The sequence below is a fragment of the Halomonas sp. DP3Y7-2 genome, from assembly GCF_019800795.1.
Classification (GTDB): Bacteria; Pseudomonadota; Gammaproteobacteria; order Pseudomonadales; family Halomonadaceae; genus Halomonas; species Halomonas litopenaei_A.
Genome location: NZ_JAHVKJ010000011.1, coordinates 452696 through 472737 on the forward strand (window position 1 = coordinate 452696; position 20042 = coordinate 472737).

At 57.8% G+C, this 20042-nt stretch carries 20 protein-coding genes and 1 tRNA gene; 9 read left to right on the forward strand and 12 right to left on the reverse strand.

The features are described 5' to 3' along the window. Positions 1 to 413: 413 nt before the first annotated feature. Positions 414 to 1466: a PA0069 family radical SAM protein gene (locus KUV45_RS17620; protein ID WP_222163651.1), complete on the forward strand. Its 1053-nt coding sequence runs from the start codon at positions 414 to 416 to the stop codon at positions 1464 to 1466. A 39-nt stretch (positions 1467 to 1505) separates the two neighbouring features. Here KUV45_RS17620 and KUV45_RS17625 read toward each other — a convergent pair whose 3' ends face one another. The 8 genes from KUV45_RS17625 to KUV45_RS17660 all read right to left on the reverse strand — a co-directional run bounded on the left by KUV45_RS17625 (position 1506) and on the right by KUV45_RS17660 (position 8082). Beyond that, positions 1506 to 2201, reverse strand: coding sequence for a glutathione S-transferase family protein (locus KUV45_RS17625; protein ID WP_222163652.1), 696 nt, complete (start codon positions 2199 to 2201; stop codon positions 1506 to 1508). A 74-nt stretch (positions 2202 to 2275) separates the two neighbouring features. Beyond that, the gene (locus KUV45_RS17630; protein WP_374107044.1) at positions 2276 to 3112 is read right to left on the reverse strand and encodes a DUF2797 domain-containing protein; all 837 of its coding nucleotides are present in this window, start codon (positions 3110 to 3112) and stop codon (positions 2276 to 2278) included. Beyond that, the gene (locus KUV45_RS17635) at positions 3096 to 3380 is read right to left on the reverse strand and encodes a YeaC family protein (RefSeq protein ID WP_206943524.1); all 285 of its coding nucleotides are present in this window, start codon (positions 3378 to 3380) and stop codon (positions 3096 to 3098) included. Before KUV45_RS17635 ends, KUV45_RS17630 begins: the two co-directional genes overlap by 17 nt. 9 nt (positions 3381 to 3389) lie before the next feature. Continuing rightward, positions 3390 to 4235 (reverse strand): rhomboid family intramembrane serine protease, encoded by an 846-nt coding sequence (locus tag KUV45_RS17640; RefSeq protein ID WP_222163653.1) that lies wholly within the window; start codon positions 4233 to 4235, stop codon positions 3390 to 3392. A 201-nt stretch (positions 4236 to 4436) separates the two neighbouring features. Then, positions 4437 to 5423 carry a metallophosphoesterase gene (locus tag KUV45_RS17645; protein WP_222163716.1) on the reverse strand — a complete coding sequence of 329 codons (987 nt, stop codon included), beginning with the start codon at positions 5421 to 5423 and terminating at the stop codon, positions 4437 to 4439. A gap of 10 nt (positions 5424 to 5433) precedes the next feature. Continuing rightward, positions 5434 to 6315 (reverse strand): NAD(+) kinase, encoded by an 882-nt coding sequence (locus tag KUV45_RS17650; protein ID WP_206943535.1) that lies wholly within the window; start codon positions 6313 to 6315, stop codon positions 5434 to 5436. A 71-nt stretch (positions 6316 to 6386) separates the two neighbouring features. Then, positions 6387 to 7256: a DMT family transporter gene (locus KUV45_RS17655; protein WP_206943538.1), complete on the reverse strand. Its 870-nt coding sequence runs from the start codon at positions 7254 to 7256 to the stop codon at positions 6387 to 6389. Between the two features lie 184 nt (positions 7257 to 7440). Continuing rightward, complete coding sequence (locus KUV45_RS17660; protein ID WP_222163654.1) at positions 7441 to 8082, reverse strand: YqaE/Pmp3 family membrane protein; 642 nt, start codon at positions 8080 to 8082, stop codon at positions 7441 to 7443. Positions 8083 to 8359: 277 nt separating this feature from the next. Between KUV45_RS17660 and KUV45_RS17665 the strand changes: the two genes are divergently transcribed. From KUV45_RS17665 to KUV45_RS17700, 8 genes are all read left to right on the forward strand, one after another. Next, on the forward strand, positions 8360 to 9826 hold the full coding sequence (locus KUV45_RS17665) for a dihydrolipoyl dehydrogenase (RefSeq protein ID WP_222163655.1): 1467 nt from the start codon (positions 8360 to 8362) through the stop codon (positions 9824 to 9826). Positions 9827 to 9851: 25 nt separating this feature from the next. Next, entirely contained in the window at positions 9852 to 10274 is a 423-nt protein-coding gene (locus KUV45_RS17670; protein ID WP_206943543.1) for a CBS domain-containing protein, read from the forward strand. Positions 10275 to 11286: 1012 nt separating this feature from the next. After that, positions 11287 to 11853 carry a helix-turn-helix domain-containing protein gene (locus KUV45_RS17675; RefSeq protein ID WP_222163656.1) on the forward strand — a complete coding sequence of 189 codons (567 nt, stop codon included), beginning with the start codon at positions 11287 to 11289 and terminating at the stop codon, positions 11851 to 11853. Further along, complete coding sequence (locus KUV45_RS17680; RefSeq protein WP_222163657.1) at positions 11850 to 12575, forward strand: AzlC family ABC transporter permease; 726 nt, start codon at positions 11850 to 11852, stop codon at positions 12573 to 12575. Before KUV45_RS17675 ends, KUV45_RS17680 begins: the two co-directional genes overlap by 4 nt. Further along, on the forward strand, positions 12572 to 12913 hold the full coding sequence (locus tag KUV45_RS17685) for an AzlD domain-containing protein (protein ID WP_222163658.1): 342 nt from the start codon (positions 12572 to 12574) through the stop codon (positions 12911 to 12913). Before KUV45_RS17680 ends, KUV45_RS17685 begins: the two co-directional genes overlap by 4 nt. Positions 12914 to 13198: 285 nt before the next feature. Continuing rightward, positions 13199 to 14446, forward strand: coding sequence for a PAS domain-containing methyl-accepting chemotaxis protein (locus KUV45_RS20410; protein WP_308126722.1), 1248 nt, complete (start codon positions 13199 to 13201; stop codon positions 14444 to 14446). Positions 14447 to 14727: 281 nt separating this feature from the next. Beyond that, positions 14728 to 14801: transfer RNA gene (locus tag KUV45_RS17695), tRNA-Gly, on the forward strand. A 434-nt stretch (positions 14802 to 15235) separates the two neighbouring features. After that, the gene (locus KUV45_RS17700) at positions 15236 to 15631 is read left to right on the forward strand and encodes a helix-turn-helix domain-containing protein (protein WP_222163660.1); all 396 of its coding nucleotides are present in this window, start codon (positions 15236 to 15238) and stop codon (positions 15629 to 15631) included. 34 nt (positions 15632 to 15665) lie between these two features. Here KUV45_RS17700 and KUV45_RS17705 read toward each other — a convergent pair whose 3' ends face one another. The 4 genes from KUV45_RS17705 to KUV45_RS17720 all read right to left on the reverse strand — a co-directional run bounded on the left by KUV45_RS17705 (position 15666) and on the right by KUV45_RS17720 (position 19983). Further along, positions 15666 to 16175: a M15 family metallopeptidase gene (locus tag KUV45_RS17705; RefSeq protein WP_224852055.1), complete on the reverse strand. Its 510-nt coding sequence runs from the start codon at positions 16173 to 16175 to the stop codon at positions 15666 to 15668. 170 nt (positions 16176 to 16345) lie between these two features. Then, the gene (locus KUV45_RS17710) at positions 16346 to 16645 is read right to left on the reverse strand and encodes a hypothetical protein (RefSeq protein ID WP_222163661.1); all 300 of its coding nucleotides are present in this window, start codon (positions 16643 to 16645) and stop codon (positions 16346 to 16348) included. 91 nt (positions 16646 to 16736) lie between these two features. Continuing rightward, positions 16737 to 18428, reverse strand: a complete 1692-nt coding sequence (locus KUV45_RS17715) for a glycosyl hydrolase family 28-related protein (protein WP_222163662.1) — start codon at positions 18426 to 18428, stop codon at positions 16737 to 16739. 1057 nt (positions 18429 to 19485) lie between these two features. After that, positions 19486 to 19983, reverse strand: a complete 498-nt coding sequence (locus tag KUV45_RS17720; protein ID WP_206943550.1) for a phosphate-starvation-inducible PsiE family protein — start codon at positions 19981 to 19983, stop codon at positions 19486 to 19488. Positions 19984 to 20042: the final 59 nt, after the last annotated feature.

Below are 20042 nucleotides of genomic sequence, written 5' to 3' on the forward strand. Positions count from 1 at the left end.
CGCCATTCGTAGCCGATACAGCATCAAGGAGTTTGGCTCAAAGCAGCCATACGGTACTGCGACGAACCGCTTGACCATCTTGGCGGAGCAAAATGCGGTTTCCGTAACCGGTGTGCCGATCACACGCCGACGGGATAGTTCTTCGGGTGGCGCGTCACGATCACATGGAACTGGGTAGGGCCCCTTGCGGAAATCGATCGGTCCTGTCGTCACCTTTGAAGAGTATCCCCAGCGCCAGGAAGCCGGCTCCTTTACGCCGAAGCAATAACGCTTCCCTGGTAAACCAACAAGAGGCCGCCCTTAGGCGGCCTCTTGCGGTTGCCCCCCCTTCCCTCGCGAGCGCCAAAATACTGGATATAAAAACAGTTATCTACTAACCTATGACCATCGAAAACGGCCGAGGATCAGACCCGATGGAGCCGATCAAGGGACGCGGTGCCACCTTCTCACCGGCCAACCGCTTTGCCCCGACCCGCAGCGAAGCGGAGCATGACGGCTGGTGGCAGGAGGCGATGCCCGAGCGCATCGCTACGGTAACGGCAACAGAATCTGCCAAGAGCGCCCTGTCGTGGAATCGCTCACCCGATCTGCCCTTTGACCGTTCCATCAATCCTTACCGAGGCTGCGAGCATGGCTGCATCTACTGCTATGCGCGGCCAAGTCATGCCTATTGGGACATGTCCCCCGGGATCGATTTCGAAACACGCCTGATCGCCCGAACCGGGCTGGTGGAGCGGCTTCGTGAAGAGCTGTGCAAACCACAGTACGTCTGCCGCCCCATCAACCTGTCCGGCAATACCGATGCCTATCAACCCATCGAAGCCGAGTACCGCTCTACACGGGAGTTACTTGAGCTGCTGCTGGAATGCCGACACCCGGTCACCTTGATCACCAAGAGCACGCTGATCCTGCGCGACAAGGAGGTGTTACAGGCCTTGGCGAGACGGCGGCTGGTCAAGGTCATGATCAGCCTCACCAGCCTGGATGACGATCTCAAACGGCGCTTGGAGCCCAGGGCTGCCTCGCCCAAGGCAAGGCTGAAAACCTTGCATGAGCTGGCGGCTCTCGGCATCCCCACCGGCGCCCTGATATCACCGGTCATTCCCGGGTTGACCGATCATGAGCTTGAAACCTTGCTGACCGCTGCGAAAGACGCGGGGGCCAGCAGTGCAGGTTGGATGCTGCTGCGTCTACCCCATGAAGTCGCCCCACTGTTTGCAGAGTGGCTGGAGCACCATTACCCACAACGCGCAGCAAAGGTGATGAGCCTGATTCGCCAGTGTCGCAACGGACAGGACTACGACAGCCGTTTTGGTCACCGCATGCGCGGCCAAGGGGTCTTCGCCGACCTGCTCGATCAGCGCTACCGTAAGGCCTGCCGTCGCCTTGGCCTGCCACAGCGCGATGAAACGACGCTGGACACTTCCAGCTTCAGGCCTCCCCAGCGGCAGGGGTCACTGTTCTAACCCGTATCGGCTTCTCTTTGTAGCTGAACAGGCTCGGTATCAGCAGCCGCTGTCTTCCCGCAGGTCCTCAAGAATACGTCCGGTTGCGGCTATGTTGGCCTCCAAATGATCTTCCCGATGGGGCTCTTCCAGCGCCTCGCTTTGCCATTGTTGCATCGCAGGTAGCGCGCGCAGGCGCTCAAGATAGTCTCGCGCCTGACCCTCCATGGGAAGATCGTAGGTCTGCTGCCTGAAGGCTATCGGGGCGAAAAAGGCATCCACGGCAGAAAACGCCCCGCCGCCGAGGTAAGGGCCGCCAAAGCGCGCCAAGCCATCCTCAAACAGCTCATTGAGACGTTCGAGATCTCGCAACACTTCGGGGCTCAGCTGGTGGAGCCTGACGCGCAAGGCACAGTGCATTGGGCACTGCTCGCGCAGTGCGAGAAACCCTGAGTGCATCTCGGCGCAGGCACTTCTGGCCCAGGCCCGAGCCCCGGGGTCAGCGGGCCAGACGCCAGGATGGCGCTCAGCCAGATACTCGACAATGGATAAAGAATCCCACACGACCTGATGGCCATCATGCAGACAAGGGACCCTGCCGCTGGGTGAGAAGCGACGAAAGGCGTCAAAGCTGTCGCCCTGCTCATCAAACGGATGAAAGGCCAGCTCGAAGGGGATATCCCCCTGGCGCAGGGTCATCCAGGCCCGCAGTGACCAGGATGACATCTGACGATTGGCAATATGCAGCACGTACATGGCACCTCTCCTTGGCTCTTACCATCCACCGCGTCATTGACTGGGGGCGATCCTGGCAAGGCGGCAGAGGAACCTCAAGCAGCGAGGGAAATCTCGTACCCGGTGTACTTGCGCAGGTTGATCACTCCGCTATCGAACATCAGGTACTGCCCCTTGATGCCCATCAAGGTACCTTCCACCACCGGATGTTTATCCAGGTTATGCGACGTCACCTTGGTGGGATGTTCCAGTACAGGGTAGGCAAAATGCCGAACGCTATCATCCAGCACCCGGATGGCATCAGCACTGAAACGCTCACGCAGGCTCGATAGCCCGCTCGATAGCCGCTCCAGCAAAAGATCACGCTCGGCCACCAGGTCCAGCTCCTCGACCTGGCCCTTGAGCATGGCTCGCCAGTTGGTGCGATCAGAGACTTCCTCCTTGAACAGCACTTCGACGAAGCCCGACTGCTGGCGCGTATCGACCTCGAGAATGGGCAGTGCCTGAATGGCACCCTGGTCCAGCCAGCGAGTAGGTACCTGAGTACCGCGGGTGATACCGACCTTGAGCCCGGAAGCATTGGACAGGTACACCACATGGGGCTGAAAACAGAAGCGTTCACCCCACTGTGGGTCACGACAGGTCCCCGCGAAGAAGTGACACAGCTCAGGCTTCATGATGCAGCTGTCACACTGGGCGAGGCGCTTGAAGCAGGGATAGCAGTGCCCCTGGCCAAAACTCTTCTTGGTGGCTCGCCCACAGTGGGTGCAGGCGATGGCGCCACTCCACTCGAGGCGCAGAGTGTGGCCCAGGTAGTCGTTGAGCGGCAGACGGTTCTCGCCAGCCTTGAGGGTATAGCGCGCGGGGGAGTCGGGTTCGACCCCCATCTTGGACAGACAACCGTGGGCAAGCACTTCAGTCACGACTGGCATCCCGGGCAAGCCCCGCCATCTCCGCAGATACCCCCGCACCACTGGCAGCCGCACCGCAGGTACGCTGCTCGAGATAGCCAATACGGCTGTCCTCGGGCACGTTATTTTCATGCTCGTAGCGCATCACGGCTTCCATGCAAAGCTCGGTCTGCTCGGGGGTCAGCATCCGCCCGTCTGGCCACTTGCGCAGCGATACCGCCTGTTTCAGGCTCTGATAGATCGCCGGCGTCATTTGGGAAATCATTCGCTCGAAGGTCATGTCGCTCATGGGATCGCTCTAGTGTCGGCGTGATGTGCGTGAATGATACCAGCCTAGCAGCAGCCCCACGAGCAATCCGCCCAGGTGCGCCTCGTTGGCCACATTGCCAAAGCCGACGAAACCCGCCAGATCGGTCATGGTGAAGATCATCCAGCCCAGCATGAACACCACCAGCATCTGGGGCACGAAGAAGCCGCTGCTGGGAGCCCGCCGAGACATCAACCAGACATACCCCAGCAGGCCAAAGTCGACGCCGGACATGCCACCAAACAGCACCGTGCCGGTGGCATACTGGGCTAGGTTGCCCGCCAGCCCCGCCAGCACGACGATGATCAGCATTCTTCCTGGCCCATTCAGGCGCTCTACCTGGCGTCCGAAGTACCACAACCACATCATGTTGAAGACCAGGTGCATCCAGCCAAAATGCAGGAAGATCGGCGACAAGGGCCGCCACACCTGCCCCAATGCCAGGGCGTCAGGAATGGTACCGACAGCAAGGGCGCCCTGACTGATGCCCAGCGGCACGATCGCCAACCAGGCAAGCACCATGTCTCCCCACACGGCGATCGCTGCAAATACCACAACGCACAGCGCCAGCGTCGCGAGCGTCACCGGATGCTGACGCAACAGCAACGCCCAATCTACCTGGCCACGCGACCTCGAGGCTGCCGGCGGAGGCATCGCCTCACCCTGTTGCCAGCGCCTGACCAGCTCGGCCGTGGCATCACGTTGCTTGAGATCGGCCAGCCACAGGGTTTGTCCCTCTTCGTCTTGCGTGATGCGATGGCTGATGCGCTGCGCCCACAGCGCCTGACGCAGTTCGCGGGTGTCGATCTCATGTGGTATCAGCAAGACCCGATACATGGCGTCTCCATGGAGTGGCGATAAACGCGCTGCACGTCATGCCTGTGTACGGGTTTCCCCATACAAATGCTGCGCATACAAAAAGTCCGGCGGAGGGGGCCGCCGGACAAGAGCAAGGGATCATTCAAGGGAACACCTATTCAGACGTCCACTTGCCTAAAGGGTTCAACTCGTCGGCAAAATTTAATGTAACGCTTTGTATCAGTCGAAAGTAATCTCCCTCGGCAGCGGTCGCTGACTGACATCTCGAGGCACCGGCACCCACACAAAATGGTTGGCATCGAGTCGCGACTCGAAGCTGTAGCGATAGGCGACCAGGCGTCCGTACTTCACCGCACTGTAGTCCAGGCAGGCCACGTTGGGGGCTGGCAGCGCCGGTATTCCTTCGCACCAGTAGTGGCCAATGAACAGCGGTGGCTCATCGGGCCCATAGTAGCTGAGGGAGGCACGCTCGGCATCGCTGAGTGGACGACTCTCGAGATCGCCGGGCAGGTTGTCCGGCTGAAACACCACATCCCCCCAGGTGACGGGGCTGTTTGCCCAGAAATGGGTGCGAAAACTGCGTCGAGTAAAGCCGTCTCCAGAATGAATCGCAATGCCCTCAGGCAATGGAATGGAACCGCCACGCGTCAGGCGCTCAAGGATACGCGATTCGAGGGTGCCATGCTGGGAGGCGCGAAGCAGAAATTCCTGATCCACACGCCCGTCAGGCCGTAGCTGCTGAAAGGCCTGGACCAGAGCCGTATCCCAGCAGGCATGCACGACACGAATGCCATCCATCTCCAGATACAGCGGAATCTCTCGGAACCAGGCAAGAGCATCGTCCCACTCCTGGGGATGATCGCGATATTGCTCAAGCGTCTCCCGAATGATGCGGTTATGACGAGGCGTATGCGGACGCAGCCATTCACGGCCATGGCCTGGCGGCGCCTTCTGGGTGTAGGTCAAGGCGCTGATTTCGTGATTGCCAAGCACAATGTAGGCTTCGCCCTCCTCTACCATGCGTCGCGCAATGGTGACCGCCAGGCGAATACGCGGCCCGCGATCGATAAGATCGCCAAGGAAGATGACCTTGCGATGGGGGTGGCGATAGACGCCATTGCGCAGGTGATAGCCAAGACGCTCGAGCAGGGTTGCCAGGGTCGCCCCGCAGCCGTGCACATCGCCGATCAGATCGTAACCGTCCAGTCGACTCACCTCAGTCTCCCAACCTGTTGCTCCAGCCCAGCTTACTGCGCAGGACGTCGTAAAAATTGTGCCCGAGGGGGTGTACGAGTTGAACGTTCTGAGGCTTGCGGCGAATCACCAGGACATCGTCAGGCTTGGCGACGGCACGGGTCTGCCCATCGCAGCTGATGTGCGGGTAGGTCTGGTTGGTCTCACCGATATGACAGCGGATCTCGCAATCGGCATCGATGACGATGGGGCGACTCGACAGGGTGTGGGGAAACATGGGGACCAGGGTCACCACGTCGAGCTTGGGATGCATGATCGGGCCGCCACCGGACATCGCATAGGCAGTAGATCCAGTGGGTGTCGCGACAATCAGGCCGTCGCTACGCTGGCTGTAAACGAACTGACCATCAATGAACAACTCGAACTCGATCATGCGCACCGCCTTGCCCGGGTGCAGCACGATCTCGTTCAGCGCATCGCCGCTGCCGACCAACGCATCACCACGATACAGCTCGGCGTCCAGCAAAAAGCGCTGCTCGACCTCGTAATGGCCCGCCAGCACCTCCCCTACCCGGGCTTCCAGCTCGTCTGGCGAGATATCGGTCAGAAAGCCCAGCCTGCCTCGATTGACCCCTAGCACCAGGGTCCCGCTGCGGCACAGGGTGCGCGCGGCTCCCAGCAGGCTGCCATCACCACCGACGACAATCACCAGGTCGCACAGCTCGCCAAGCATTCGCCTGCTGGCCTCGGCATGGCCTCTCTCCAACAGCGCTGACGCCGTGCGATCTTCAATGATGACGTGGTACCCGCCATCATCCAGAAACCGAATCAGGCGTTTCAGGGTCTCGACCACCTTGGCGCTGCCCAGGCGCCCGATCAGCCCGATGTTCTTGAACGATTGCATCCACGCATCCTTCCCTTGACGACCGCTCATTATGGCGAGGGGGACGCGGCGGGGCAAACGAGGCCTGACGCTTACACCAACGCTTGGCCTCGACGCCGCTGCCACCAACCATTCAGCCACAGCGAGGCGGCGATGATCGCGCCACCCAGCAGCAAGCGCGGCAGGTCAGCGTCGCGATTCCAGATCACCAGGTTCACGACCAGGCCCGCGGGGATCAGCATGTTGTTCATGATGGCCAAGGCTCCGGCGTCCACCCTGACGGCGCCCAGATTCCACAGGAAAAAGCCGAGCCCTGAGGCAACCAGCCCCAGCCACAGCAGTACGCCCCATTGGGTCAAGGTCGTGGGCAGGCTGCTGCTGTCGCCCAACAGGGCAAAGGCCGGTAGCGCCACACAGGCAGCGCCAAGGTAGAACCAGGCGAACACGCTGTGACGCGGCAGTTCCTCCGGAAGCGCCGCGGACAGCCGCCGGTAACCGACCTGGCCCAGCGCAAAGCAGAGATTCGCCCCCTGGACGACAAGAAAGCCCAACCAGAAGTCCTCGTTGACGCCGTGGTAGCGAATGACCGCCGCCCCCAACACCGCCAAGCCCGCCGTGACCAGGTGAAAAGGGGTGAATCGGGAAAACGCCAGGTCGTCCAGAACAGCGATGTAAAGCGGAGTGAAGATGGTGAACAGCAGGACTTCAGGTACCGACAGCAGCAAGAACGATTGATAGAAGAAGATGTACATCACGCCCAATTGGACGGCACCCAGCGCCATCAGGATCAGGCGCTGCTGACCTGCCAGCAGGCGTGGCTTGAGCAGGGGCAGAAAGACCAGTGCCGCCAGGCTGACGCGCAGCATCACGGCAAAATAGCTGTCTACCTGGCCGGCGAGATAGACACCGATCAGCGAAAACGAAAATGCCCAAAGGACAGTGACCACGACCAGATAGCCCACCGTAAACTCCTTCCGCCTAAAAAGTTTACGGGAGTATACGCGATACCCAGCAAGCGCTGAACAGATCCGACGAACGCGATGAGGCGCAGGACGCCTCCAGCGCAGCGCCGCAGCGCCCACGCTGTCGGTTTAGAACGTCACCGCCTGTCGCCTTAGCCTCAGCGGGTGTGGCGATGAGCTGGCATCAGTGATTGATGCGCTTCAGCCACCAGGCGCCATACAGCACGCCGGGCAACCAACCCAGCAAGGTCAGCAGAAAGGCAATGGAGACGCGGCGCGCTCCACCCTCAGTGACAGCGACGGCCAGTGGAGGGACCAACAGCACCAGCAGCATCAGCGCGAGCCTGGCTGCCGGAGACGCCATCAAGGCCGATGCCACATGGGACTCACTATTGGTCGCCTTTCCCGAGGCCTTGCTGTCCGTATCACTTACCCCATGCTGGTTGGCCTCAGCGGTGGGTGTGTTCGAGGCCGCGTCATCTGTGGCTGGCTCACTCGACGTCTTTTCCTCGGCCCCCCCGTCTTGCTTTGTCGGGGGAAGGTATTGCTCCACCCCCGACGCCTGTGACGATGGCTTGTCGGCTTCGGTCGGTGACGCCTGACGATGGGCATCAACGTCGATCTTCTGTTCCAGCCGATCCGCGCCCTCAGCCAGCACCTCGTGATAGCGCTCCCAGTCCTCCCAGTCATGGGGCGTGCCCGCCTTGGGACGGTGGTCGTTGGACTCACGAGCACGATCCCAGGCCTTTTCTTCCAGGGTGTTGGGGCGCTCTCGATCTCGTTCGCCATCAAGCCCTTTACGGGCTAGATATTCACGCGCATCCACGGATCCGTTTCCTCCTCATTCTGTCATGGTCATCGGCACGGGAGCCCAATGATCGACGCGGCAAGGCGCCTGTGTCGCCGCCCTTTGTCACGCCAGCGCCCCCTACCTCATCGAGGGCCGTCACGGGTCTGATCGTGCAAGTGTGCCAATGCAGGCTTTGATGTAACAGTGACGCCTGATCTATGGGGCAATGAGTACCTCCTGTCCTACCTTTTTGATAGAGGCTGTGCCTATGGGTTCCCTTACCCCAGGCTGCCATCGCTCAAGGAGACATATCATGCAGGAAAGACAGGTCGATATCGCAATTATCGGTGCAGGAAGCGCCGGACTCGGCGCCTGGCACGCAGCCCGCCAGCACACCGACAAGCTGGTGCTGATCGAGTCGGGGGCATTCGGCACGACATGTGCGCGGGTGGGATGCATGCCGTCGAAACTACTGATATCGGCAGCCGATGTAGCTCACCAAGCCAACGACGCCGAAGGCTTCGGTATCAAGGTCAGTGGTGTCAGCGTCGATGGCCGGGCGGTAATGGAACGCCTGAAACGTGAGCGCGACCGCTTCGTTGGCAGCGTGATGTCGTCAATGTCCCGCATCGAGGATGAAGATCGCATCCTGGGAGCGGCTCGCTTTGAAGATGCCACCACGCTGGTGGTGGGCGAGCACACGCGCATCAAGGCCAAGCGCATTGTCATTGCCACCGGCTCTCGCCCTTCCTGGCCCGATTTCCTCAATGGTGCAGGTGACCGACTGATCATCAATGACGACCTGTTCGAGTGGCAGGATCTGCCGGAGTCGGTGGTGGTCTTTGGTCCCGGCGTCATCGGGCTTGAGCTGGGCCAGGCGCTTCGTCATCTGGGCGTCAGGGTGCGCATGTTCGGCGTGGGTGGGGCGATTGGTCCGCTGGGTGACCCTGAGCTCAAGCAGGTAGCCGACAGAACCTTCAATGACGACTTCCCGCTGGATCCGGATGCCACGGTCAAACGCGTAGCGCGTGAGGGAGACCAGGTGGTGGTGACCTTCCACTGCCGCGACAGCGACACCGAAAAGAGCGAACGTTTCGACTACCTGCTGGCCGCCACGGGACGCAGACCGAATGTGGATCGCCTGGACCTTCACAAGACGGGGCTCGAGCTTAACGAGCGCGGTGTACCGCTGTTTGACCGGCTTACCATGCAGTGTCGCTTTGATGACGGCCAAGCGGCTCCCATCTTTATCGCCGGCGATGCCAATCAGGACCTGCCCTTGCTGCACGAGGCCTCCGATGAAGGACGTATCGCTGGAGACAATGCTGGTCGCTACCCGGAGATCCGAGCCGGACGGCGACGCACACCGTTGGCAGTTGTCTTTACCGATCCACAGATGGCAAGCGCGGGGATGGGCTACGCTGAACTGAAGCGTCGGGATGAACACCTGAGCAACGTGGCCATCGGAGAGGTCTCCTTTGAGGATCAGGGACGCTCCACGGTGATGCGTCAGAACCGGGGCAAGCTGCGGCTCTACGCTGAACACGGCACAGGAATTCTCCTCGGCGCGGAAATGTTCGGCCCTCGGGCGGAACACCTGGGCCACCTGCTGGCCTGGTCCATCGACCAACGACTGACCGTTGACCGTCTGCTGGAAATGCCTTTCTACCATCCGGTGGTGGAGGAAGGCCTGAGAACTGCGCTGAGGGATCTGAATGTCAGCCTGCGCAGAGGTCCAGCCATCACCGAGCGCTGTCTGGAATGCGGCCCCGGGGCTTGACGGTCAAGCACACAGGAGAGCGGCTATGCCACACAAGGCACCTCCATCTATCGTCCGCGACATCATGTCGAAGGACTGCTACCGCGTCAGCGGCCAGACGTCCATCTCTACCCTCGCGGAAGGACTGGCGCTGCATCGATTGCCAGGTGCACCGGTCGTGGATAGCGGCGATCACCTTGTCGGCTTCATTTCGGAGCAGGACGTACTCGGCAAGGTGATAGAAAGCCTGTATCTGGACCATGAAGCCCCACTGGTCAGTGAACTGATGCGCAACGAAGTCCTTTCAGTGTCACCCACCAAGAGCATCGTCGACCTGGCCCAGGAAATGCTCGGTGCTAAGCCCAAGGTCTACCCGGTGACCGAACAGGGCCGGCTCGTCGGCATCGTGACGCGTCGCGACGTGCTTAACGCGGTGCTATCGATGCGTCGTCATCAACGTAGCGCCTGACGCACTTGCTGACTGTCCTCTTCCCCTGCTGGGTCGCCCCTGTGGGGGAAGAGGGTTTTCAGTCTCCCAGCGCAGCCCCCTGAAAGATGGCGTGCCGCTTGCTCGGCCCTTCCTTTCTCCCCCAGACCTTCTCGCCCCGCCCTTGGCGCCAAACCAGCCCCTGATGCCTTGAGCAACGTCCTATGGCAGGACTCATCCCGGTCTATTATCCTGTCGTCCGGCTGTGCGCAGAAGGCTGCTCGCCCCTCGTCTCCCGCCATTCGCGCCAGGCCCTCGGTCATAAGCCCTTGGACATAAGCCCTGGGCCAGCCAACCTTGGTCTCTGTCGACCTGCCGTCGGCGCACGCCCGTGGCTCAGCTGGCGCAAAAAAAAACGCCCCATGGAAGCCATGGGGCGCAACGATCGATTTAGCAAACCAGATCAACACTGCTAACGACTGCCATCGCGCATGCTGTCTGTACCACATATGACAGTCGTCACCAGAAAAGTTCTCCTTTCACCAGAATTTTTTTTTCCTGCTTTCTGGCAAAACCAGCACAGAAGCGCACGAACGGACCTCACCCTCCCCTCCCACTGCGTACCCAGATCATGGCAGATGGCGACATCAACGCCGCTATGAAGTGCTTACCCGCCGACGCTCCTGGGGTGATCTCTACCGCTGCGACGGGCGGTTACCCATCGTTCGTATCGCGAGGCGCCAACACCAGCGCAGGTGGGCACTAACACAGGTGGGTATCAACGCAGGTGGGTATCAACGCAGGCGGGTATCAACGCAGGCGGGCAGAGACGCCCCCTGCGCCGTTTCGTTGCCAGCACTCAGAGCGGCGGCGGAATACAGCTCAGCGTTCACGTTGACGACACGGCACAAAGGCAGCTATGTTCCATTTATCGAACGTTCTATTTATCGAACGCTCTGCTTTTCGAGCGCCCAGGTGACGAACGCTTCGTTGAGCGAACACGTTAACGTCATAGTGAACCATCCATCGAGCGATCGCCTAATGGAACGCGCCCATGATTGACGACCACCTCCGCCTGGACCCCATACCGGAAGCCTCTATCGACGCTGAGGCCCTGGGTCGCCACCTTCAGCAGTTGCGGGAAACCCGAGGCTGGTCCTTGTCACGTCTCGCTAACGACGCAGGGATTGCTAAATCGAATCTGTGTCGTCTGGAGCAGGGAAACGGCAATCCCACGCTGGATACCCTCTGGCGACTGGCGGCACAGTTGGAGGTGCCTTTCGGCACGCTGATCAAGCCCGTCACTGCTGTACTCGACGACCAGGGCGTGCAGATCCAATTGATCGACCAGGGACACGACCGCCCCAGCGTCGATATCTACTGGATGCACCTGGACGCTCAGGTAGAACGCTGGAGTCTCGGTCACCCCAAAGGCGTTAGAGAGACCATCACCGTGATCTCGGGCAGCCTCTGCACCGGCGCAGAGGAGCTGACAAGGACGCTAGCACCCGGCGACAGCCACAGCTTTGCTGCAGACGGCCCTCACCTGTACGCCACCGAGGATCAAGCCTCTTCGGCAATCGTCACCATCGTCTACCCAACAAGGACTGTACCGACATGACGACCACCTCTCCCCCGTTGACCGCGAGCGCCTGGCTGGTCGGGGTACGCGAAGCCATTCCGCTGCTGGGTGGTTACATTCCCATCGCTATCTCCTTTGGGCTGGTGGCCGTACAGGCCGGGTTCACTACATGGGAAGCTGTCGCCATCTCGACGCTGATCTACGCCGGAGCGTCCCAGTTTGTCTTTGTCGGCATGGCAGCAGCAGGAGCTCCGCTGTGGCTGGTGGTCGGGATGACGCTGCTGATCAACCTGCGTCATGTGGTCTACGCACCCAATCTGGCGGCTCACATGTCTTCCAGCCGATGGTGGCCTGCGCTGATGCATGGCCTGACCGATCAAGTCTTTGCATTGGCATTGACACGCTTGCCACAGCTGGCCAGCGAGCAGCGGCTGGGCTGGTACAGCGGTGCGGCGCTGCTCGCCTGGTTCGCCTGGATTGCCGGAACTGCCGCTGGCGCGATAGGAGGAGAGTGGGTCGTCCAGCGCTGGCCATTGCTCGGCGAGGTAATGCCGTTCGCCTTGCCGGCTCTGTTTCTGGTTCTGGTAGCGCCCCGCATGAGCAACTTTCGCTGGGCCTGCGCCACCGTTGTTACCGTGCTTGCCGGTCTTGCCCTCGCCCTTGGCGGGATTGCCAATGCGGGTATCCCCTTGGCCGCCTTGACTGGCGCGCTGTGCTTCTACACCGTCAAGCATGCCCCCACCCGGAGACGCTGCGCATGAGCATGGAACTCTGGCTGGCAGTCGCCGCCACCACCGTCGGTACCCTGCTGATGCGCATGCTGCCGCTCATCTGGATGCGCAAACGTCTGTCGCGTTCAAGCGCTGAAGCGGGCGTCGATACGTTGCCACAGTGGCTGTCTGTACTGGGGCCTCTGATGATCGCTGCCGTGCTGGGTGTGTCGCTTGCACCGAGCCAGAACACCCTGGCTGGTTGGACCGCTACCCTGCTGGGAGTCCTGGCGACCTTGATCACCTGGCGTCGGACTCGATCCCTTGGCTGGCCAGTCGCCATGGGCGTCGCGACCTATGGCGCAACGTTACTGTTGTCGGGGCTATAACGCGGTCGGCCAAGCAGTGCACTGCCTTGACGCCAACCCTATCTCTTCTTCCTAACCATGACTAATGCTTAAGCATGAATCACTTCATTTATCTAATACTTTAGCAGCACAGCCAAAGCGTGAGTCACAACATCGCCACCGATGACGTTTGCAACGTTTACGCGTGATTTTTCCCTGATATGCTATAAATAGCTGACATATCAAAAGAAAAGCCCTTCAGGCCTGCGCCCTGCCGCCGATACCTCGGAAGCATCCCCTTTTCGCTTCCGAGGCTTTCCCATGGTTATGGCAAGAAGAACAAGCGCGCTGCGATATGCGCTCAACAGCCACACCGCCTGCATCACCTTTCTCCCGAACGGCACCATCCTCGACGCCAGCGCCCACTTTCTCAGCACGGTTGGCTATCGGCTCGAGCAGGTCAAAGGGCAGCATCACCGCATGTTATGTCCTGACAGTGTGGTGTCATCGCCTTCCTATCAGGCGTTCTGGCAAGCACTGGCCAACGGCAAGCCTGCCAGCGGTACCTTCGAGCGCATCGATGCCGACGGTAATACGCTCTGGCTAGAGGCAAGCTACCTGCCCATCAAGAACCGCCGGGGTAAGGTGAAGCGCATTCTCAAGATCGCCAGCAACGTCACTCGGCAACGGCTTTCAGCGGCCGGCCAAAGTGCCATTCTCGACGCCCTGGATGGCTCCATGGCGATGATCGAATTCACTCCCGATGGCTATATCACCAACGCCAACACCAACTTCCTGTCGGCAATGGGTTACACGCTCGAGGAGATTCAAGGCCAGCATCACCGCATGTTCTGTGACGACGCCTTTTACCTTGAATACCCACACTTCTGGCAGGAGCTAAGCAGCAACCACTACAAACAGGGAAGGTTCCAGCGGTTCACTGCCACGGGGCAGCCCATCTGGCTGGAGGCCACCTACAACCCTGTGACCGATGCAGCAGGCAGGGTATGTCGCATCATCAAATTCGCCACCGATATTACCCGAGCGGTGGCAACCGAGGATGCTGCGAGAGCTGCTGCACAAGCGGCTCGCGTCACGGCGGAGCAGACCGAGTCGATTGCCGCAGGAGGGCTTGAGCAGCTCCAGCAAGCGGTAGCCGCTGCCCGGCAGGCCAGCGCGGATATCAAGGCAACCCAGGCCATCGTGACCGCTTTAGAGGAACATACGCGGGCGATCAATGCCATTACGGCATCTATTTCCTCCATCGCACATCAAACCAACCTGCTGGCCCTTAACGCCGCCGTGGAAGCCGCAAGAGCAGGCGACCACGGGAAGGGGTTTGCCGTGGTCGCCCAGGAAGTTCGCTCACTGTCCCAGGGGTCTACCCAGGCGGCATCGAGAATCGCCGACGTACTCCACGAAAACAACGAGCGGATACGCCTCGCCAGCAAGAAGATGACCGAGATCGTCAGCGTAAGTGAATCGAGTCAAGCGAGCGTCAGCGACGCCCAGCAGGTCATTGAGGAGATCATGGAGGGTGCTCGTCGCATTTCCACTGCGGTAAGTGCGCTCTAACCATCATAGAACCTGGCGAAGCGGCCTTGAGCCCTTTGCCGGGCATTCGGTCAGCGATCCCGTCAGGCGTCCCCTCAGTAAAAGGGACCCTCAGGGACCACATCCTGCATGCTGGAACAGGACAGCATGTCGGCAACATCGGCGGCAAGATCGACGACAAAGGCGACTCTCGCGTCAGCCACATAGCGACCAGGCGGTCGCGATGATGATAGGCCGAAGCCGGCATGCCCCGTCTTTTTCTTGCAGGCTTAAGCAACTGAGTTTACTATCGAAACCGCCTTGCGGGTGTAGCTCAATGGTAGAGCAGAAGCTTCCCAAGCTTAAGACGAGGGTTCGATTCCCTTCACCCGCTCCAGCGCCCTCGTCTTCCCGGTCCTCTCGCACCACCTCTTACCTTGTTTAACCAACACCTCGCCATTGGCAAGAAGCAGCGCGTCAGTTACGACGACTCCGCAGTGTCTACCGAACGCCTTTCAGGCTTATTGAGTCATCAATGTACCCTCGCCCAGGTAGCTGTGATATCGCCAACCTTCCTGGCATGCATAATCTTTCCCAGCATCACCTCGCAACGAATGGCAGTTCCTTGAGCCAAATAATAGTGAAGGCCCCATCATTCCCCCCGTATCGATGCCTGCCACTCGACTAGCATATTCAAGGAATGTGCTGGCCGCCCCCTGCCGTTATATGCTTGTTCTCCCAAAATCAGTCTCTTAATATTCAATAACACCAATGTTCAACAACACCTTTTCTCGGCGACGTTGAATGACGACCTATCGGAAGGGGAAAGATATGAGTGATCAAAACATAAAAGAAGCCAGATCACATCTTCGTGAACGCGTACAGGCTCTCGTGCTTGATGCGATGCATCGCCATGGCTGGAGTCAGGCAGAACTGGCTCGCAAGGCAAACATGCCAAGAAATTGCATCAGCCTTTATGCCAGAGGAAAGTCTATACCCAGTAGTGAGTATGCAACACGTCTGGCAAAGGTTCTTGCGGTAACACCGGGCGAACTCACCGGCATTACACAGGCTGATGAAAAAGCGCCGCACGCCGAATGGATTGATATACGAAACACAGAGAATGGCTATTACTTGCTATCCTTTCAGAAAGAGCTGACCGCCTCACAGCTGACTCAGTTTCTGGAACTGATCGACAAGATCGATCAGAAAAAAGGGGCGACATGACACATGTAGCCCCTGGCGCGTTATCCTGTAACCCCTATAAGGGATAGTTCTCCCATGGAAGCTGAAAATGCGGCCCATCCTTGAGACTCTTCCAGTCCCCTCCCCACTCAACGGGTACGCCCAGCCGCGAGGAAGAGGCTTTCATTGCATCAGCAATCACTCGATAGTCGGGCCACTCCCAAGAGGCGCGGCCATCCTTGAGTGCCACAAGATCTACAGCATGCCCGGTAAGATGCCGGCTATTGAGCGTCTTCGTCACCCCCAATGCCAATAACGCCCGCTGTCTCTCCAGCGATCGAACCCCTTCATTCACAAAGAAATCGATCTCGCTTAGCGTAATGCAGCGGTACACCAACGCTTGCAGGTCAGGATGAACGCCAACAAGGTTGTCGACACTCCGCTTGCCAAGCGAAAAACCTGAAGGCCTATCGTGCTGCCCAGCGTTGTAGTCACTACTTCCTTTGCTATTTCTTCTGTTTCGCTCTAATGTCGTCATCATGACACCACCTGCTATCACCGTATCATCTACATACAACAAACTCATTCAAGATCACCTTTTTAGCATTACCGCACCACTCGAACATTATCACCTCATCAATCACTGCGCTGTGTGCCGTCGGCTTCAAACATGTCACCAGGAAGTCCTCGATCACACGGCATCAGTACGTTAGTCCTAGATTGACCGTCGACGGTCACCATGGCTTACCATGCAAACTACTTTACGACCATACGCTCGATCAGATGAATCGCCCACCGGCCGATAAAGGAAGGACCGACTCTTCCTAACATCACCGCCACAGCGATTTCTGTCCAATTCTTGAGATAGAAGTAATCACTTAATCCTATACTTACGACTACTAACAGGATCCCACCGCAGACTTCCGTTGCAACAAGAGGCACATTTAACTTGGTCATGTCTCTTTTGCGAAAGCTATCCAACCATCTGACGATGGAACCAAGCGCTACCGCGCCGCTGGTATAAAGCAGCATCACCGCATCATGAGTTCCATCCATTTTGATATTCCTGAGGTTCGTCCAACCTAGATGCCTCAGACGTGCAGCGGGCAGCCATCACCTGCCAGGTGGCGACTGCCCCTCCGTCTAGTCAATGAACATCCTCTACGACCGCCAGTTTCCTGACCCTTCCCGACATATCCTTGATCTCGATGGATCCTGTGATAGCAGCCGAGGTAGTTGGCGAAAAGCGCCCGAACCTGACATGCCCTGCTCCCGATGATAGGAGCGCGATATCCTGGTCTGGATAGGCATCATCTGTGCTCGTTGCCCTGATACCCACCCAGCGCTTATCAGCCCCCGTAGAAAACGCCTCAAGCTGATTGACTGCCTGCCCTTTTCCAGCACCATTTATTAGCTTAAGCACTGGCCCTGCTTCGACTGAGAATAGAATATTACGGGAAGACAACGACCACCCGTTTACCTCTGAGCGTGTCAGCGAGACATCCCCGGGCCCCTGCTCCAGAGCATTTCCCTGGACAGCTGAGTCCACAACGCCTTCCGTTACCACGTTGGTAATGACATTATCTCTAGACGCCATCGTGTCCACCGATATACCCGATCGAACACACACGATGTTCGACAGGACATTACATTCCCCGCCCTGCAGCTGAATGCCGCGATTTTGGTCGAGATCAGGCCGAAAGTCATCGCCAAGTCTACTCAACACCACCACATCAGATAGAGTACTGTAACTTGTCGTCATTAACAGTGCACAATACTCCTTCATTGCCTTGCCATTGGTGCTGTTAGCCCTGCTACCATCACACCTCCGCTGAAGAAAAAAGCAGTTAGAGATATTATTGTATTTGCTCATATGGTGTAGACCTGCTTGAGAGGCCTCCATCCAAATGCCATACTGCTCACAGGAATAATGCCCACCACGTATACTAAAGTTATTCGATGGCGTTATCAGGTCATGGAAGTGAATTCCCACATTAGCTGCAACCACTACTCCATCGATCCAATTATCTCCTTCACTCTGTCCGGATATTGAAAACCCAGTCTTCATCCGATAGACATCGACTTTAGAGAATACTACTCCTGTACTACTGCAGACATCTACGCCAATAGTGTTGGTATCGTAGTTGTCAATACTGGAGCGCTCTTTACCATATATAAAGACAGAACTAAGAATAGACTTATCGGCATTCTCCATCCGTATTGCCGTCTTCCATTCGTAATTATTCACACCCACTGAAGACGTATCAAACCCATGAAACTTCAGGTTTTGGAGGAAGAAGGCTGGGGGTTTCGGACCAGATTGGTCATGTGACACTAGCGTTAAGCCAGTATGAATGCCTCTCGACTTGGCAAGAAACCCTAGCTCCGAGATAACAGCAGTATCCCTTCCCTTATCTGTCGTTGTGCCTAGGGTAATCCCACCCTGCAAGAAAACAAGTTCGGTTGAACGTGACCCATCTCCTTTAAGAGAGACCACCTTGTTGATCAGCAGCGGCGCACTGACAAGGTAAACGCCACTGGGAAAGTACACCGTTTGCCCGATGCCCGCGGCCTCAATGGCCGCTGCAATGGCGGGACCATCATCGGTCACACCGTCAGCCACGGCTCCGTAGTCCTTCACATTGATGTACTCGTGAAATCTCTCGGCCAAGGTCCTTGGCACGCCGCCGTCAGGTGTAGTGACAGTTACGCTACCGATATCTCCTACCTCGACAGTCCCAGCGCTAGCTGCCCGCGCCGACGCTGGCGCCCTGACGGTATCACGAACAATAATCGGAGATCCTTCAGACAACAGTTTATCAATATGATGTGTAGCCATTTCCGTACGCTCCCGACATTCTCGCTAGCGCGAATGTCGTTTTCTCGCCGGTGCCAAGCGAGTTATTGCCAGGCCAGTTCAACCAGCACCACACCTTTCCATTTCCCGTTAGCTTCATAGGCCATGGTTAACGTCAAACTGGCAAGGTCGTGCTTCAGAGATATGCCCTCCAATACCCAATGACACTCTTCCCAACTGACAATGGCATACCGACTTCTTCACGATGATGATGTCGCATTGATGACGCGACACTCTGAAATGTATTATGCAAAATACACACTGTAAACCTCACCACCACTAACAGGGTAGCTACATCTATCCTTTACTTACCCAGGTGGCAGCACGCCAGTTAGCGAACAATCCATAAGTGCGATACCAAGCCGCAGATATACAAGCCTCTGAAAGGCAAAGGATATATTCATTCCACCTTGGCCATCATGATGACGTAAAGCCCTGAAGGTAAAGCACGCTGTACTTTTCAATGAGATAACACTCACCTACCACTGGGCTCGGCCAGGAGACAGCCACGTCAAGGCGATAAGTTGCTGAAAGTCCATGCATCTAAGATGACTTGTTGACGGGATGTGTTACATAGGAATTCGAACCATCGCCCATCAGAGCGATGTATGACGCGCAAGATGGTAGGCTGACTAGCCCACGTTGATAGCGCCACGTTACCTCACTTGGCCACCGCTTTTAGACTCCTTCCACCAAACGATATGTGCAGCTTGATGCGAACTTGTATGCGACTGCAATGCTAACCCACAGCGCAGCGGGCCAGCGACAAGCTTGCTCCCTCCCCACACCTCTGGCCCGCTCTCACCGACAAGAATAGGGATTCATGACACTCTCACGCCCAGCCAATAGCTGTATTATACAAAATACAACTTCCACATATTTCCACATGACCACCTCACCTATACTTCAAGAATGGAGCGAATTTTACTGACATGGCGGCGAAGGTCTGCAGGACATTTGTCAGCCTATGGCCCCTTAGAAGAACTTGTGTGCACCAAGAGTTAGCGGCGGCGAATGCTGTCATGGAAGTTTGACGGACTTACCTAGACTTTCGAGACACTAGCCAGTGTGTCACTCCCAACGCAAGCACGACGGCAGCGGTTGCCAACACATACTGGGGAGTGACCGCATCGAAATCCATGACAATCACCTTTCTTGCAATTGCCATTAGCGCTGTCGCAATAACAAGCTGAATGGGAAGAACATCCGTACCCAGATAGAGGCGAATATTAATAAATATTTCTATCGCGATAAGCACTACCATAAAAGCGCCAAAAAGCCGAAAGATATCTCCGACCTCCAGCAGCAGTATCGGCGGAGACGATAGCTGTTGGTAGAGTACATAGACAACATCAATAATGCCCCAGAGGATGACAAACACCATTAGCACAGCGAGGATCTTGACACCGAAGCGAATGATACGATGCAGCGCACTGATGAGGGGGTCCTCATGCTCCTTAGGCAGCTCATCATGAATCAATTGTTGGCGCTTATCCGCAACATCCTTCTGGGAGGTATCGCCTGGCGTCGTGGTCATAGTTCACCTCTGAACCGCATTGCGGGGCTTGGGGAAACGGTGCCGATGATATTGCCGAT